The sequence below is a fragment of the Sphingopyxis sp. JAI108 genome (genome assembly GCF_013410105.1).
GTDB classification, from domain to species: Bacteria; Pseudomonadota; Alphaproteobacteria; order Sphingomonadales; family Sphingomonadaceae; genus Sphingopyxis; species Sphingopyxis chilensis.
Window position 1 is genome coordinate 1,831,100 of the sequence record NZ_JACCCJ010000001.1, and the last position, 16,967, is coordinate 1,848,066.

General features: G+C 63.7%; 14 protein-coding genes. 2 read left to right on the plus strand and 12 right to left on the minus strand.

Translation table 11 applies throughout. The features are described 5' to 3' along the window. Positions 1–13: 13 nt before the first annotated feature. The 5 genes from HDC29_RS08905 to phaR form a co-directional block, all read right to left on the minus strand. Positions 14–2,332 (minus strand): ribonuclease R family protein, encoded by a 2,319-nt coding sequence (locus HDC29_RS08905; RefSeq protein ID WP_179496294.1) that lies wholly within the window; start codon positions 2,330–2,332, stop codon positions 14–16. 61 nt (positions 2,333–2,393) lie between these two features. Further along, positions 2,394–2,879 (minus strand): DUF6644 family protein, encoded by a 486-nt coding sequence (locus HDC29_RS08910; protein WP_179496296.1) that lies wholly within the window; start codon positions 2,877–2,879, stop codon positions 2,394–2,396. Between the two features lie 10 nt (positions 2,880–2,889). Further along, positions 2,890–3,240 (minus strand): DUF6152 family protein, encoded by a 351-nt coding sequence (locus HDC29_RS08915; protein ID WP_179496298.1) that lies wholly within the window; start codon positions 3,238–3,240, stop codon positions 2,890–2,892. A gap of 71 nt (positions 3,241–3,311) precedes the next feature. Then, the gene (proS, locus tag HDC29_RS08920; RefSeq protein ID WP_179496300.1) at positions 3,312–4,838 is read right to left on the minus strand and encodes a proline--tRNA ligase; all 1,527 of its coding nucleotides are present in this window, start codon (positions 4,836–4,838) and stop codon (positions 3,312–3,314) included. Positions 4,839–4,880: 42 nt separating this feature from the next. Further along, the gene (gene phaR / locus HDC29_RS08925) at positions 4,881–5,417 is read right to left on the minus strand and encodes a polyhydroxyalkanoate synthesis repressor PhaR (protein ID WP_179496302.1); all 537 of its coding nucleotides are present in this window, start codon (positions 5,415–5,417) and stop codon (positions 4,881–4,883) included. Between the two features lie 596 nt (positions 5,418–6,013). On the opposite strand from phaR, the gene HDC29_RS08930 reads away from it, so the two are divergent. Continuing rightward, entirely contained in the window at positions 6,014–8,950 is a 2,937-nt protein-coding gene (locus HDC29_RS08930; RefSeq protein ID WP_373562778.1) for a TonB-dependent receptor domain-containing protein, read from the plus strand. An 89-nt stretch (positions 8,951–9,039) separates the two neighbouring features. On the opposite strand, the gene alr is transcribed toward HDC29_RS08930, so the two are convergent. Together alr and HDC29_RS08940 are read right to left on the minus strand one after the other, a co-directional pair. After that, the gene (gene alr, locus HDC29_RS08935; RefSeq protein WP_179496306.1) at positions 9,040–10,086 is read right to left on the minus strand and encodes an alanine racemase; all 1,047 of its coding nucleotides are present in this window, start codon (positions 10,084–10,086) and stop codon (positions 9,040–9,042) included. A gap of 45 nt (positions 10,087–10,131) precedes the next feature. Next, positions 10,132–11,757 carry an MFS transporter gene (locus HDC29_RS08940; protein WP_179496308.1) on the minus strand — a complete coding sequence of 542 codons (1,626 nt, stop codon included), beginning with the start codon at positions 11,755–11,757 and terminating at the stop codon, positions 10,132–10,134. A gap of 104 nt (positions 11,758–11,861) precedes the next feature. On the opposite strand from HDC29_RS08940, the gene HDC29_RS08945 reads away from it, so the two are divergent. After that, entirely contained in the window at positions 11,862–12,626 is a 765-nt protein-coding gene (locus HDC29_RS08945; RefSeq protein ID WP_179496310.1) for a cyclase family protein, read from the plus strand. Between the two features lie 69 nt (positions 12,627–12,695). On the opposite strand, the gene HDC29_RS08950 is transcribed toward HDC29_RS08945, so the two are convergent. The 5 genes from HDC29_RS08950 to bioB all read right to left on the minus strand — a co-directional run bounded on the left by HDC29_RS08950 (position 12,696) and on the right by bioB (position 16,965). Next, on the minus strand, positions 12,696–13,103 hold the full coding sequence (locus HDC29_RS08950) for an MAPEG family protein (protein ID WP_179496312.1): 408 nt from the start codon (positions 13,101–13,103) through the stop codon (positions 12,696–12,698). 110 nt (positions 13,104–13,213) lie between these two features. Beyond that, complete coding sequence (locus HDC29_RS08955) at positions 13,214–13,585, minus strand: tRNA-binding protein (protein WP_179496314.1); 372 nt, start codon at positions 13,583–13,585, stop codon at positions 13,214–13,216. A 106-nt stretch (positions 13,586–13,691) separates the two neighbouring features. Then, complete coding sequence (locus HDC29_RS08960; protein ID WP_179496316.1) at positions 13,692–15,698, minus strand: acetyl/propionyl/methylcrotonyl-CoA carboxylase subunit alpha; 2,007 nt, start codon at positions 15,696–15,698, stop codon at positions 13,692–13,694. Continuing rightward, positions 15,698–15,925 (minus strand): hypothetical protein, encoded by a 228-nt coding sequence (locus HDC29_RS08965; protein WP_179496318.1) that lies wholly within the window; start codon positions 15,923–15,925, stop codon positions 15,698–15,700. The genes HDC29_RS08960 and HDC29_RS08965 overlap by 1 nt, the downstream gene beginning before the upstream one ends. Then, positions 15,925–16,965, minus strand: a complete 1,041-nt coding sequence (gene bioB, locus HDC29_RS08970) for a biotin synthase BioB (protein ID WP_179496320.1) — start codon at positions 16,963–16,965, stop codon at positions 15,925–15,927. Before bioB ends, HDC29_RS08965 begins: the two co-directional genes overlap by 1 nt. Positions 16,966–16,967: the final 2 nt, after the last annotated feature.

The following is a 16,967-nucleotide window of genomic DNA, read 5'->3' on the forward strand; positions in this document are numbered from 1 at the left end:
ATTCGGCGAGGAGCTATCTGCGCCGGCCCTTGTGCTTGATATTCGCCGGACGACCGCGTTTGCCGACCATATGCTTGCCGCCCTTGTCCTTGCCGGTTTTCTTCACCCCATCTCGCCGCGGCGGGCGGTTCCGAAAGCCGCCCTCGGGGGCGTCGGGCAGTTCGAAGCGTAGTGCGCCGCTGATCGGATTGGCGTCCATCAGTCGAAGCTCGATCCGCTGGCCGACGGTAAAGCTCACCCGTCCATGCTCGCTGTCAAGGCTGCGTGCGGCCTCGTCGTAGAAGAAGCGCTCGCTGCCCAGCGTCGATACGGGCACCAGCCCGTCGCCGCCGAGCCCGTCGACGGTCGCGAAGAAACCGAAAGGCTGCACCCCGGTGATGCGCGCGACGACGATCTCGCCCGTCCTGGTCGCGAGATAGGCGGCGACATAGCGGTCGACCGTCTCGCGCTCGGCCTCCATCGCGCGGCGTTCGAGCGCGCTGATCGCTTCGCCGATGCGCGACAGCCCCTTGGCGTCAGCCTCCCCAAGCCCCGTGCGCGCGGGCAGGCCCTTGGGCTTGCCGGGGACTTCGAGCTTGTAGGAATCGACGAGCGCGCGGTGGACGATCAGGTCGGCGTAGCGACGGATCGGCGAAGTGAAATGCGCGTAGCTGCCAAGCGCGAGGCCGAAGTGGCCCGCGTTGGCGGGGCCGTAGTAGGCCTGCGTCTGGCTGCGCAGGATCGCCTGCATGATTTCGGGCAGCCGGTCGTCTTCGGAAAAGCCGTCGATCAGCCGGTTGAACACCGCGGGGGTGATGACCTGCCCGAGCGCAAAGCTCTGTTCGAAGGTTTCGAGATAATCCTTGAGGCTGACGAGCTTTTCGCGGCTCGGCGGCTCGTGGATGCGGTACATGACGGGTGACTTCTTAGCCTCCAGCGCCTTCGCCGCCGCGACATTCGCCGCGATCATATAATCCTCGATCAACCGCATCGAATCGAGCCGGTCGCGGACGCGGATTTCGGCGATTCCGCCTGCCTCGTCGAGGATGACCTGCCGTTCGGGCAGGTCGAGGTCGAGCGGCGCGCGGGCGGCGCGCGCCTTTGCCAGCAGCGTCCAGCACGCCCATAAATTCTTGAGCGTGGGGAGCACGTCGGCGTCCCAGTCATCGCGCGGCGCGTCGCTGTCGTAAGCCGCCTGCGCATGCTCATAGGCGATGTTCGCGCGCAGCCTGACCAGCGCGCGCGTGAACCGCCATGACGTCACCTTGCCATGCTTGTCGATGACGAGATGGCACGCCATTGCGGCGCGGTCCTGCCCGGCTTTCAGCGAGCAGACGCCGGCCGACAGCGTTTCGGGCAGCATCGGCACGACCTGGTCGGGGAAATAGACGCTGTTGCCGCGCCGCCGCGCCTCGCGATCGAGCGCCCCGTCGGGACGGACATAATAGCTGACGTCGGCGATCGCGACGATCGCGCGAAAGCCGCCCTTGTTGCCCGGCTCGTCGTCGGGGATCGCCCAGACGGCATCGTCATGGTCGCGCGCATCTATGGGATCGATCGCGACGACCGGCAGGTCGCGAAGATCCTCGCGGCCGTCGGGGGTGAGCGGCAGCTTCGCCGCATGCCCCGCCTCGGCGAGCGTTTCGGCGCCAAAGACATGCGGGATTTCATGCCGCGCAATCGCGATCATGCTGAGCGATTTGGGCGCGAAGGGATCGCCGATGCGGTCGATGACCTTCGCCTTGATCGCTGCCCCTCGCCCCGTGAGTTCGGCGCGAACCAAGTCGCCGATATCCGCGTCGCCCTTGTCAGCGACAGCGAAGTCATAGCGCGCGCGCTTGTCGGCAGGCCGCAGCCAGACCATCGGCTTGCCGCCCGGCCCGATATCCTCGACGAGCACGCCGATCACCATCTCTGCGCTCGCCTGCAGCCGCTTCATCGGGTGTGCGACATGGCCGCTGCCGCGTTCCTCGGTGCGCGCGAGTATGCGGTCGCCGACGCCCAGCGCGCCTTTCCGCCCCTGCTCCATCACGCGCAGCCGCGGAGCCGGACCGGCGCCTTCCCAACGATCGGGCACCGCCCAGAGGTTGCTTCCCTCGATCGCCGCGACGCGTAGCACCGTGACGCGCGGCAACCCACCATGCTTGTGGAATGCCCGTCCGGGCGCCAGATCGACCAACCCCTCGTCGGTCATGTCCTTGAGCAACGCTTTCAGCGCGATCTTGTCGTTGCCGTGGAGCGCAAAATGCTTGGCGATCTCGCGCTTTCCCACCGGCTGGTCGGACGCCGTGATGAAGTCGAGAATCTGTTGGCTGCTGGGCAAGCCGGGCGAGTTGTTCGAGCGCTTTTTCATTGGCGAAAGGCTATAAGCGCGCTGGCGGGCATTACCAAGCACTAGCGCGGCCTTGCCGCCGTCAGCTGTAGGCGATCCAGCGCCCCGACGCGCCCGCGGCGAGCCAGAGGAGCAGCGAAGCCGCCGCCATCGCCCGCGCTGCGGCGGGCGCCCTGCCGGACCAGCGCGCCATATCGGCGTCCCAGACCAGTCTGAAGGCGGTCGCATTGGCCAAGGCAATCGCGATGATGACCAGCTTTCGCTCGAATATGGTCGATCTCGCGAGTGCTGGGCCGTCGGCGGCGAACAAGATCACGCCGCTGATCGCCATCAGGATGAGCCCGGCGATAGCGACCGGCGTGAGCGCGCGCGAGATTTCCATTACCGGCAGGCTTCTCCACAGGCCCATGACCCTGAGGTCGACGACGCCAATCCCTCCGACCAACATGATCAAGCCCAGCAGGTGCAGCGTATTGGCGACGGGATAGACGAGCGTCGACCCGCGCGACCACGGCCCGATGCCGGTCGTATCGAGCCACTCCGCAGCGGCAGTCAGGACAGGCTCCACGCCGCTTCGCTCAGCGCAACTCGACCGTCTTCTTGCCGACCATCACGCGTTCGACCCGCATTTCGGCGGCGCCGTCGCGCCGGACATAGCCGGTCAGGCGAAAGCGCTTGCCGGGTTCGATCTCGGCGCGCGTCAGCCCGCGCGCTTCCATGCGGCCGACCGGCGCCAATATGACGTCCCAGACCTTGCCCTTCCAGCGCATCTTGGCGCTACCGTGCGGGTTGCCCCACGACAATTCGGTGAAAGACGCGGTCAAGGTTACCGGCTTGGTCTCGTCATAGGACGACCAGCCATGGTGGGCCGCGGCGGGAAGCGCAGCTAGCGCCAGCGTCGCGGCAGCGACCAGCAAGGGATATCGCATCGACAGTCTCCTTCGAGCCCCTCGGCGCGAAGGCTAGAACGCCATGCCTCCCGGCGCAAGGGCGCTAAAGCTCAGTAGGTCCGCCCGATCAGTACTCGCTCGACGGCCGGTTCGCCGGTGAAGACGCAGGGACCATCGGCCGGCGCGGCATCGAGCGGCGTGTTGCGCATCGTGAGCTTGAGAGATTTTAGCTGCTCGACGATCTTGTCCAGCGTAGCGCCGGTCGGGCGCGACCATTGGACTTCGACCCAGCCGACGAACTTGTCGTCACCGGCGAAATGCGCCGCGAGGTCGGTCACGTCGCGGCGGATACTGGCGTGAAGCCGCTCGCTTGCCTCGGCATGGAGGCTCGACTGGATATCATCGAGCGTCGCGGCCGCGTCGGCGATGAAATCGCTCTTTGCGATGAACGCCGAATTGAGCTTGCCGCTTTCCTGATAGAGCCGGTCCCGGCGGATCACCGCGACATTGCCGCCCGCGACGTCGCGCGGACCGACTTCGACGATGATTGGCGCGCCCTTCTTGACCCAGCCCCACCGCTTGGTCTGCGCCTTCGCGCCGCTGGTATCGAGCAGCACGCGCACGGGTTCGCGGAAGGCATCGAGCGCCTTGAGGCTGGCTTCGAGGTCGCGGCAATAATCGAGGATCGCGGCATCTTCCTCATTGTCGCGCAGCATCGGCACGATGACGATCTGGTGCGGCGCGATGCGCGGAGGACAGCGCAGGCCGTCATCGTCGCCGTGCGTCATGATGACGCCGCCGATCATGCGCGTCGAAGTACCCCAACTCGTCGTGTGGCAGAGGCTGTGGCCGCCGTCCTTGTCCTGGTAACGGATGTTCGCCGCCTCGGCGAAGCCGGTGCCGAGATAATGCGAAGTGCCGGCCTGCAGCGCCTTGCCATCCTGCATCATCGCTTCGATCGAATAGGTCGCGACGGCGCCCGGGAAGCGCTCATTCTCGGGCTTTTCGCCCGCGATCACGGGCATCGCGAGGACATCCTCGGCGAAGGCGCGGTACATTTCGAGCGCGCGCAGCGTTTCGGCCATCGCATCATCCCGGTCGGCGTGCGCCGTATGGCCTTCCTGCCAGAGGAATTCGCTGGTGCGCAGGAACATCCGCGTGCGCATTTCCCAACGCACGACGTTCGCCCACTGGTTGACCTTCAGCGGCAGGTCGCGCCAGCTCTGCACCCAGCGGCTCATCGCCGAGCCGATGACGGTTTCCGACGTCGGGCGGACGATCAGCGGCTCCTCGAGCTTCGCCTCGGGATCGGGGACGAGCTTGCCCTTCCCGTCCGCGATCAGGCGGTGATGGGTGACGACGGCCATTTCCTTCGCAAAACCATCGACATGGTCGGCTTCCTTCTCAAAGAAGCTCAAAGGAATGAAGAGCGGGAAATAGGCGTTTTGAACCCCCGCGTCCTTGATTGCGGCGTCCATCACCTTCTGGATGCGTTCCCAGATGCCATAGCCCCACGGTTTGATCACCATGCAGCCGCGCACCCCCGATTCCTCGGCGAGGTCGGCCTCGGCAATGACATCTTGGTACCAGGCCGCGAAGTCGGCCTGACGGGTTACGCTGAGCGCATGCTTGATCATTTGTCCTGTTTCTGTGCTTTGGTACCGCGCTGCGGTTCCGGATTATTTTTTGGCGAGCTCGGCCCTGAGTTGGGCGATTTCGGCTTTCAGCTCTGCGATTTCGGCATCTTTCGCCTTGTTCGCGCCGGCGCCTGGTATGAATGCGCCCGCGGCTTGCTGAAACATTTCCATGTTGCGGCGGGTGAGTTCGGCGAGCGGGTTCGAGCCGAGCGCCCCTTCGAACGCCGAACGGACATCCTGCTGGTTCTTGCGGAACGCCGTCATCGACGCTTCGAGATATTGCGGCACCATCGACTGCATCTTGTCGCCATACATGCCGATCAGGTGGCGCAGGAAATTGACCGGCAACAGGGTTTCGCCGCGCGTTTCCTCGTCCATGATGATTTGCGTGAGGACATTATGCGTGATGTCTTCGCCGCTTTTCGCATCGACGACGCGGAAATCGCGGCCGTCGCGGACCATCGTGCCGAGATCGTCGAGCGTAATATAGCAACTGCGTTCGGTATCGTAGAGCCGCCGGTTGGCGTATTTCTTGATCGTGACGACGTCACCTTCCGTCGTCCCCTTGGACTTCGCCATTTTTCACCCGCGCTCCCTGAATCCCGGAACTATGGCGACCGCGCCGCACCGGATAGGCCATGGCATTAGCATCAAATTATGATGCGTCGCAACATGCTGCGACCATGGCGTCCCGACCCGTTCTATGGGGCGATTCGGAATCATGCGGGATCGCGCGGAAAGAAGATCGTGCCGAGCCCGCAACGGCGCGTCCGTTCATCGCTCAAAGCCGGTCGGTTGGCCGCAGATGTTTGCATTGCGATACAGCGCAGCAAAATGGGCAAGAAATAATTTAGTTACAAATGCAACATAAATTCTGAAATTATCATCGCGCAGATACGGAACTAGCGGAAATTCATGTCGCTGGAACATAAGCATATTATCCGGACGATTTTCGGTCGTTTGCCGCCTACTGTTGCAGAAATGGCACATCCCGAGTGTCATAAACGAGCGGTGACATAAAAATGCCATGTGAGGCTTGTGCTCCCGCTTTTTTCCGCCTTTCTAGGGGGCAATCCGTTCATTCTCCAATCTTCGAACGGGCCAACCGGGGAGTTACATTGATGAATAAGTCGCACCTGCTTTTGGGTGCTACCGCTTTTGCGGTAGCGATATCCGTGAGCCAGCCTGCGTTCGCCCAAGATGCCGCAACTGCGGAAGCCGCTCCGGCGGATGAGGCCACCAGCAGCGCTGAAACCCAAGCCATCGTCGTCACCGGCTCGCGCATTCGCCGCGACGAATTTTCGGTCGCCGAACCGATCACCGTGATCACCGCCGAAGAAATCACCCAGGCGGGCTTTAACAGCGCCGCCGACGCGCTGCAGAGCAACGCCGTCACCCAGGGTTCGGGCCAGATCAACAACTTCTATGGCGGCTTCGTTACCGACGGCGGCACCGGCGCCAACACGCTCGGTCTGCGCAACCTGGGCCCCAGCCGCACGCTGGTCCTGCTCAACGGCCGCCGCCTGGCGCCGGGCGGGACGCGCGGTTCGGTCCTCGCGGCCGACCTTAACGTCCTGCCGACCGCGATCGTCAGCAGCATCGAAGTGCTGAAGGCCGGCGCGTCGTCGATTTACGGCTCGGACGCCGTTGCCGGCGTTGTCAACATCATCACCGACAACAAGCTTCGCGGCCTGCACATCGAAGGCCAGATCAACGTGCCCGAAGTCGGCGCCGGCATCGACAAGCGCGTCGCAGCCTCGTTCGGCTTCGAAAGCGATCGCCTGAACATCATCGGCTCGGTCGAGTATCGCAAGCGCAACAAGCTCGCTCGCAACGATGTATCGTGGCTCGACTGCCCCATCGGCGGCTTCCTGACCGGTGAAGGTTCGGAGTTCGGCTCGGGCGACGGCGTCGGTTTCGACGGGACCTCCTGCTTCACGCTCGACAATGGCGGCGTGACGATCAACACGCTCGGCCTTCCGACTCGTGCCGCGATCGGCCGCACCAGCGGCACGGTGGGCAATTTCAACCGCTTCATCCCCGCCCCCGGCCAGACGACGGGCCCGTTCCCCGGCTATCTGGGCGTCGGTTTCTATGATCGCGACACCTTCGATCCCGTCCAGGAAGAAGAGCCGCTGATCACCGAGGCGGAAATCTACACCGGCTATCTTTCGGGCACCTACAGCACCGACATCCTCGGCAACGCCGAAATCTATGGTGAGGCGCTCGTTACCCGCCGCAAGTCGGCTTCGCCGCTGTATCGCCAGCTCTCGCTCGATTATGTTCAGGGCAGCCCGTTGCTTCCCGCCGAACTTCGCGATGGCGCATTCCTCAACCCGAACGAAACTTCGGGCGGCCGACTCGTCGCCGCGCGCGGCTTCATCGGTTTCGGTCTTACCGATTCGAGGCAGCAGGTTGATTACGCCCGCGTGTCGGGCGGCGTTCGCGGCGATTTCTTCCTGCCGCAGTGGCGCTATGACGCCTATGTCGGCAAATCGTGGAACGACGGCACCTATGAGATCGAATCCTTCCTGATCGATCGTATGGCTCAGTCGCTCGACGTGGTCGACAACGGTGACGGCACCTTCAGCTGCGCCAGCCTCGCGACAAACCCGAACTGCGTCGCTGCGCCTGCGCTTTCAGCTGACGTAATCGGCGGTCGTTTGCCGCAGGATTGGAAAGACTGGATCCTCGTAAACACGATCGGCAAGACGAAGTTCCGCGAAACGACCTTCGCGTTCAACGTCGACGGTCCGCTGTTCGCCATGCCCGGTGGCGACGTCCAACTCGCGTTGGGCGCCGAATATCGCAAGCAGAGCATCGACGACCAGCCCGATGTAAACTCGCTCAACGGCAACCTGCTAGGCCTCACCGCCGCAACGCCGACGGTGGGCAAGGACAGCGTCAAGGAAATCTATGGCGAAATCTTCGTCCCGATCCTCGCCGACACTCCAGGCTTCTATCGCCTCAACCTGACGGCCTCGGCCCGCTATACGGACTATAAGTCCTATGGCTCGGATACGACGTTCAAGGTCGCGGCCGAATGGGAACCGATCCGCGGTTTCGGGCTGCGTGCAAGCTATGGCACCTCCTATCGTGCCCCGGCTCTCGCCGAGCAGTTCCTCGGTGCAACCAGCGGCTTCCTCGGCAGCACGCTCGATCCGTGCGACGACTTGCCGCCGGCCTCCGAGCAGAACCCGAACCAGCAGATCATCGCGGCGAACTGCGCCTCGATCGGCTTGCCCGCTGACTTCCAGCAGAACAGCGGCATCACGACCTTCCGGGTCGGCGGCGCCGAAGCGGGGCTGGAAGCCGAAACGTCGAAAAACTGGTCGGTGGGCGTCGTTGTTCGCCCGGTCCTGCCCGAATCGGTCGGGCAGCTCTCGCTGTCGCTCGACTATTTCGATATCAAGGTGAGCAACGGTGTTGCCGACCTCGATGCCGGGACGATCTTGAACCGTTGCTATGGCGATTCGAACTTCAATCCGAACGAAGGCTTCTGCCGCTTCGTCGAGCGTGATGTAAACAATGCGCTGACCGTGACGAGCAGCTTCGTCAACCTGTCGGAAGATATCCGCAAGGGCTTTGAGTTCAACGGCCGCTATGCGCGCGATTTGTTCGGCGGTCGTTTCACGCTGAACGCGCAAGTCACGAAGTTCACCGAGCAGTCGAGCCGCCTCTTCCCCGAAGAGTTCCTGACCGACTCGAATGGTACGGTTGTGAACCCCGATTGGGTCGGCAGCTTCGACGCGACCTATCGGTTCAACAACGTGACGCTGCGTTACGGCCTCGACTGGATCGATGGGGATCGCAACAAGACGTACGAATTCTTTGCCTACGACGAACTGACCGGCGTATCGGATCCGGAACTGGTTCAGCTTTATCGCGATAATTATTATCTCGAAGCGGCGAACTACTTCCTCCACTCGGCTTCGGTGCAGTTCAACATTGCAGAAAAGTACGAGCTGACGGTTGGCGTCCAGAACCTGTTCGACACTGCACCGCCGCGTATTTCGGCAGTCGGCTACACGACCATCGGCAATGCGCCGCTGTATTCGGGTTACGACTATCGCGGCCGCACGTTCTTCGCGAACGCGTCGTTCCAGTTCTGATCTTCACCGATCGAACAAAGGATTTGGGGCCCCGAACGCGAGTTCGGGGTCCTTTTTTTATCCCGCAGGGAAAAGCGACAGGGTAAGCCTCAGCCCCAACCGCGCTCGAACCGCGGCCCCAACCCCGTCAGCAGCTCATATTGCGACAATCCGCTGCGTGCCGACGCCGTCGGCAGGTCATAATCGATCGCGAGCCAGTCGCCTTCCTCGATTCCATCGGCGTCGCTCGCGTCGAAAGCGGTCAGATCCATCGATACGCGGCCGATCAGCGGCAGCGAGCACGCGTTCCACGTCGCCGAACCCGATCCGGCGTGGCAGCGTAAATAGCCGTCGGCGTAGCCCATGTTCGCGATCGCGATCCGGCTGTCGCGTGGCGCGGTCCAGGTCGCGCCGTAGCCGACGGCCTCGCCTTGGCGCACCCGACGCACCTGCAGCACGCGCGCTTCGGGGAAGGCGACCTGCCGGATGTGGCCCGTGGCTTCGCCGCGCGGCGTCCCGCCATAGAGCGCGATGCCCGGGCGGGTCAGATCGAACGCATAATCGGCGCCGAGACAGATACCGGCGCTGTTCGCCAGGCTGTAGCGCCGCGCGGGGATCGCCTGCCGAACCGCGCGAAACGCCGCGAGTTGTCCGCTGTTCTGCGCGCTGTCCTCGTCGGCCGATGCGAGGTGGCTGAGCAGGGTTTCAATATTCAGGCCGTCGAGCACCCCGGCCGCCGTTTCTTCGACGCGAAGGCCAAGCCGGTTCATCCCGGTATCGATCATCACGTCACACGGCCGCCCCTCGCACGCCTCGCGCCACAGCGCGATCTGTTCGAGGCTGCCGAGCACGGGCCGCGCGGGAAGGGTAAGCGCCGCGATCACGTCGCTCGAGCCGACGCCGTGGAGCACCGAGAGCGATACGCCCCGCGGCAAAGGCATCAGCGCGGCGGCCTCGGCCCAGGTCGCGACGAAAAAATCGCGGCATCCCGCGGCGGCGAGATGTCGCACCACCTCGCGCGCGCCAAGGCCATAAGCGTCGGCCTTGATCGCCGCGCCGCATGCCGCCGAGCCGCTCTGCTTGGCGAGCCAGCGCCAGTTGGCGACGAGGGCTTCGGATGAAAGGCGAAGGCGGAGCGGCGGCGGAATGGCGATCATTCCCCTGCCCCTATACGGCTTGGCTGCCTGCGCCAATGGGGGCGATCAGGCGGCGGGCTTGTCCCACTGTCCCTCGACCGGATCCTTCAGCATGAACGCGGTGACGAGGAAGGCGACGAGGACGACCACCCAGGTATACCAGAGCCCGGCATAGGCATTGCCGGTCTTCGCGATGATGAAGCTCGCGATCAGGGGGAGGAAACCGCCAAAATAGCCCGTCCCCAGATGATAGGGGATCGAGAGCGAAGAATAGCGGACGTGCGGCGGAAACATTTCGGACAGCAATGCCGCGACCGGACCATAGGTGAAGCCCGACAGCGCGCTCAGCCCGAGCAGCGCGAGGAATATGACGGCGATACCGCCGATTTGCGGGACCTGCTTCGCGAAGTCATAACCCATCGCTTCCAAAGCGGGCTGGAGCAGTGCCGGATCCTCGCTCGCGACCTCGCGGTTTCCGATACGGATTTTGACCCTGTCAAAGCCGCTGTCCGTCTGGACGACCGTGTAGGGCACACCGAGTTTGGTCAGTTCGCCGAGCGTGCGCCCGCACACGGTCGCCTGTTTCTGCGCGAACGGGTCGAAGCTGCATTGCGAACCGGTGACGGTCACGGGCGCGCGCTCGGCAGCAGCCGACAGTGCCGGGTTGCCGACGCTGCCCATCCACCAGAAGAGCGGGAAGAGCAGGACCAGCGTCGCGGCATAGCCCCAGACGATCGGTTTCTTGCGCCCGACGCGATCGGAGAGCTTTCCGGCCCAGATGAAGAAGCCCATGCCGAACGCGGCGGCAAAACCGACAATGATCTCGGCAGCCGTGTCCTCGACCTTCATCGGCCCTTTCAGGAACGACAGCCCGGAGAACATCGCCGTGTACCAGATGACCGTCAGGCCGGCGGCGATGCCGAATAGCGCGATGAAGATACGGCGAGGATTGCCGGGGTAGGTGAAGCTTTCCTTGAGCGGGTTCTTGGCGAGTTCGCCCTCCGCCTTCATCGCCTGGAACACCGGGCTTTCGGAAAGTTTGAGGCGCATCCACAGCGAAATGGCGAGGAGGATGAGCGAAAGCAGGAAGGGCACGCGCCAGCCCCAGCTTTCCCACACCGCGTCGGGCATCAGCGCCTTGCAGCCGAGCACGACGATCAGGCTGAGCACGAAGCCGCCGACGACGCTCGCCTGGATGAAGCTGGTGTAGAAACCGCGCTTTCCCGGCGGCGAATGTTCGGCGACATAGACCGCCGCGCCGCCATATTCGCCGCCGAGCGCCAGCCCCTGCAGCACGCGGAGCAGGATGACGATGATCGGCGCCGCGATGCCGATGGTCGCAGCCGACGGGATCATGCCGACGCCGGCTGTCGCGATGCCCATCAAGGTGACGGTGACGAGGAAGGTATATTTGCGTCCCAGCCGGTCGCCGAGGAAGCCGAAGAGTACCGCGCCCAAGGGCCGGAAACCGAATCCGACCGCGAAGCCCGCCCACACGAGCAGGATTTCCAGCGTTGCATTGTCGCTGGGGAAAAAGGCCTTGCCGATGATCGCCGCGAGCGTGCCGTAGATGAAGAAATCATACCATTCGAACACCGTACCCGCCGACGATGCGGCGATGACCATGCGAATGTCTTTGGCGCTCGGCTGATAGACCGCGCCATGGTCGGCTACGGCGGCTGCGTCGGTCATAAACTCTCCCCTGCCCCTTTCAGGCTTACCGCCATCTCTAGCGGGCGGCGAACGGCGCGCAAGCCTTCTTGGCGTGGCGTCTTTCCGGTGGCAGACTGTGCGTCATGCAGTTCATCGACCTTTCGATCCCGATCACCAACGACGTCATCTCCGATCCGCCGGTGATGCGCCCGAACATTACCTATATGACCCATGAGAATACGTGGGAGCAGATCGCGATGTTCTTCCCCGGGCTCACGAGGGACGATCTGCCCGACGGCGAAGGCTGGGCGGTCGAGATGCTGTCGCTCAGTACGCACAATGGCACGCATATGGACGCGCCGTGGCATTATCATTCGACCACCGACAGCGGCGCAACTCGTGCGCCGTCGATCGACGAAGCCCCGCTCGACCTGTTTTTTCGTCCGGGCGTGAAGCTCGACTTTTCGGATCGTCCGGACGGCCATGTCGTGAGCGGCGCCGAAGTGGAGGCCGAACTGGCGCGCATCGGGCATGAACTCCAGCCCTTCGACATCGTGCTTGTCCAGTCGGGCGCGGTCTATGGCACCGACAATTTCACCGACCAGGGCTGCGGCATGGGGGCCGAGGCGACGCTGTACCTCACCGAGCGCGGTGTGCAGGTCGTCGGCACCGACGCGTGGAGCTGGGACGCGCCGTTCAGTCACACCGCGCGGCGCTGGGCGGACACGCGCGATCCCTCGATCATCTGGGAAGGTCACAAGGCGGGACGCATCCGGCCCTATTACCAGATCGAGAAGCTCACCAACCTCGCCGCGATCCCCGCGACGGGCTTCACCTTCAGCTGCTTCCCGGTGAAGATCGAGCGCGCCAGCGCGGGCTGGATCCGTGCGGTGGCGTTGATCGATTAGCTTTGTTCGCCAATGCCCGACTTGATCCGGCCTGCCTGGTTTGCGGATTAAGTCCGGGCTGATGACGATTTAGAGATTCATTGTTGCCAGCATCCCCAGCGCCCAGCCGCCGAGCGCCAGCAGGGTCGCAAAGGTCGCGACGACGCCGATCTGGCGCGGCACCGGCGCTTTGCCGGGGGTGATCTTCGCATAAAGCCCAAAGATATGCGCCACGCGGCCGATCAGGAACACCGCGCCGATGACCATCAGCGCCATATGGTTGGCGCGTGCGCTTTCGAGCAAACCGAGCAGAATGATCGTGATCGGCGCATATTCGGCGAGATTGCCGTGGCTGCGGCTCGCGCTGATGAGCTTGGCGTCGCCATGGTCGCCGAACGCGGCCTGCACACGCAGCCGCTGGCGCACGGTATCGATCGCGGTGATGAGCAGAAGCAGCGCGCAAACCGCAGCCACGAATGCGGTTACCGGTAAAGTCATGAACCCTCTCCCCCAGCTTCTCCGTTCGCCGTCATTGCGAGCGTAGCGAAGCAATCCAGAGCGGTTTACGCTACTCTGGATTGCTTCGCTACGCTCGCAATGACGCTGAATTAAAAGAGGCGTGAGCCGTTCGGCACCGCCCTATCGGGTGCGAAGAGGATCACCGCGCCCGTCTCGTCGGCGAAACCGAGCGTCAGCACCTCCGACATGAACTTGCCGATCTGCCGGGATGGGAAGTTGACGACAGCCGCGACCTGCCGTCCTGGCAATTCTTTGAGCGCGTAACGATCGACGATCTGCGCGCTGCTTTTCTTCACCCCGATTGCGGGGCCGAAATCGATTTTCAGCTTGAAGGCCGGCTTGCGCGCCTCGGGGAAAGGCTTTGCTTCGACGATCGTGCCGATGCGGATATCGACGCGGAGGAAATCGTCGAAGGTGATCGGTTCCGCTGCGGGGGCGTGCTGGTCGTGATTGACGTGCATTTTCCAAAAACTCCGCTCGCCCTGAGCTTGTCGAAGGGCCGCTCTTCTCTGCCGGTAGAAGAAAGAGCGGTGCTTCGACAAGCTCGGCACGAACGGGCTGAGAGGATTATTCCATCTCCAAAATCACCGCGTCGACCGCCAGGCTGTCGCCCTGCGCAGCGTTCACGGTCTTCACAACGCCAGCCTTTTCCGCACGGAGTATATTTTCCATCTTCATTGCCTCGACCGTCGCGAGCGGCTGCCCCGCCTCGACCTTGTCGCCTTCGCCGACGTGCAGCGTGACGAGCAGGCCCGGCATCGGGCAGATGAGGAATTTGGATAGGTCGGGCGGGATCTTCTCGATCATATGCGCGGTCAGCGGCGCGATATGCCAAGGCAGCACGCGCACGTCGTGGATATGCCCGCGCGTCGTCATCTTCCAGCCGCTGCGCGTCTTCGCGACCTTCACCGCGAGTTCGGTCTCGTCGACCTCGGCGACGACGAGCCGGTCGCCCGGCGTATATTCGAGCGCTATGTCAATCCGGTCGCCCTCGACCTTGATATGCTTCTCCCCCACCTTGACCTTGTGCGGCGTGCCGTCGATCGTGACCCGCCATTTGGCGGGCGGTTCGAGCCGGTCGCCGAGCTGGCCGTCGGTGCGGCGCGCGCGATCGGCCTCGGCAGACGCCATGAAGCCCGCGATGGCCGCGAGCGCCCGCGCGATCTTCGCATCGGTCGGCGCGCCATGGAAGCCCTCGGGATATTCCTCGGCGATGAAGCCCGTCGTGAGTTCACCCGAGCGGAAGCGCGGATGCTGCATGATTGCCGAGACGAAATCGATATTGTGCCCCAGCCCTTCGATCTCGAAACGGTCGAGCGCCGCGATCTGCAAGTCGGCGGCCTCGTCGCGCGTTTCGCCCCAGGTGACGAGCTTGGCGATCATCGGGTCGTAGAAGATCGACACCTCGCCGCCCTCCTCGACCCCGGCATCGACGCGCACGCCATCCTCGCCGCGCGCGTTGCCCGCCCAGGCCGGAACGGGGGTGCGGTAACGCACGAGGCGCCCGGTCGAGGGCAGGAAGCCGCGATAGGGATCTTCGGCATAGACGCGGTTCTCGATCGCCCAGCCGTCGATCCCGATGTCGTCCTGCGTCATTGCGAGCTTCTCGCCCGCGGCGACGCGGATCATCTGCTCCACGAGGTCGATGCCCGTGATCGCCTCGGTCACCGGATGCTCGACCTGCAGCCGCGTGTTCATTTCGAGAAAGTAGAAGCTCTCGCCGGTCGGGTCGGCGCCCGACACGATCAGCTCAACCGTCCCTGCGCTATAGTAACCCACGGCTTTCGACAGCGCGACGCACTGCTCGCCCATCGCCTTGCGCATCTTATCGGTCACGAACGGCGAAGGTGCTTCCTCGACCACCTTCTGATGGCGCCGCTGGATGCTGCACTCGCGCTCGTTGAGATAGAGCGTATTGCCGTGCTGGTCACCGAGAATCTGGATCTCGATATGGCGCGGGTTGAGGATGAACTTCTCGATGAATACGCGGTCGTCGCCGAAGCTGTTGAGCCCCTCGCGCTTTGTCGCCTCAAAGCCCTCGCGGACGTCCTTTTCATCATAGGCGAGGCGCATGCCCTTGCCGCCGCCGCCGGCGGACGCCTTCATCATCACCGGATAGCCGATCTCGTTCGAAATCTCGACCGCATGCTCGGTGTCGCGGATTTCGCCGACGAAGCCGGGGACGACGTTGACGCCCGCTTCCTTGGCGAGTTTCTTCGACTCGATCTTGTCGCCCATCGCGGCGATCGCGTTCACCGGCGGGCCGATGAAGGCGATATTTTCCTTGGCCAGCGCCTCGGCAAAGCTGGTGCGTTCCGACAGGAAGCCATAGCCGGGATGCACCGCCTCGGCGCCGGTAGCCTTGCACGCGGCGATGATCTTGTCGGCGATCAGATAGGATTCGGACGCAGGCGACGGCCCGATATGCACCGCCTCGTCGGCCATCTGCACGAAAGGCGCGCGCGCGTCGGCATCCGAATAGACGGCGACGGTCGCGATGCCCATGCGGCGCGCGGTCTTGATGACGCGGCAGGCGATTTCGCCGCGATTGGCGATCAGGATTTTCTTGAACATTAGGTGCCCTTAAAGTTCGTCACTTCCGTCCGGCGACGCAGCCGAAAGCCGATTATGAAAAACAGCGCGCTGAATGGGCCCGTCATAAGCAGGATTACAAACACACCAAGCGGATCGAGAGGAAAGCCGAATCCCCAGACGCCCAAATACCACTTGCCCAAGATCGCAAAGGCAATCGGTAACGCGACACCAATCGCATAGAGAAGAAGTCCGACTTTCCGACGCATTACTCTGCCGCCGCCTCCATCTGGGCGCTCTGGCGCATCGGCTCTTCGCTCTCCATCGGGCGCAGCCCCAGCTTCGCGAACAACGCCGCGTCGGCATTGTCGCCCGCATTGGCCGTCGTCAGCAGCTTGTCGCCGGTAAAGATGCTGTTCGCGCCCGCCATGAAGCAAAGCGCCTGCGTCGCCTCCGACATGCTCTCGCGGCCCGCCGACAGGCGGACCATCGACTTCGGCATCGTGATGCGCGCGACCGCGACGGTGCGGACGAATTCGATATCGTCGATCTTCGCGAGCGGGGTGTCTGCCAGCATGTCGCCGAGCACGGTGCCCTTCACCGGCACCAGCGCGTTGATCGGCACGCTGCCCGGATGTTCGGGCAGGGTCGCGAGCGTGTGGATGAAGCCGACGCGATCGCTGCGGGTTTCGCCCATGCCGACGATGCCGCCCGAGCAGACGTTGATTCCCGCGCTGCGGACCTCTTCAAGCGTGTCGAGCCGATCCTGGAAGGTGCGGGTCGTGATGACATTGCCGTAATTTTCCGGCGAGGTGTCGATGTTGTGGTTATAATAGTCGAGCCCCGCAGCGCCCAGCAGTTGCGCCTGCTCCTTACTGAGCATCCCCAGCGTCATGCAGGTTTCCATGCCCATCGCGCGCACCCCTTCGACCATCTCGACGATCGCCGGCATGTCGCGGTCCCTGGGGTTGCGCCAGGCGGCGCCCATGCAGAAGCGCTGCGAGCCCGCATCCTTCGCCTGCGCCGCCGCCTGCAGCACCGCGCGCACGTCCATCAGCTTGGTCGCTTTCAGGCCGCTGTCGGCGCTCTTCGATTGCGAGCAATAGCCGCAATCCTCGACGCAGCCGCCGGTCTTGATGCTCAGCAAGGTGCAAAGCTGCACCTCGCCGCGCGCGTGATGGCGGCGGTGGACGCCCTGCGCCTCCCACATCAGTTCGTCGAACGGCAGATCGAACAGGTCGGCGATTTCCTCGCGCGTCCAGTCGGTGCGCGTCCGGTGGTCCTGATCGGCAGTTTGAGAGAGGTTCATAT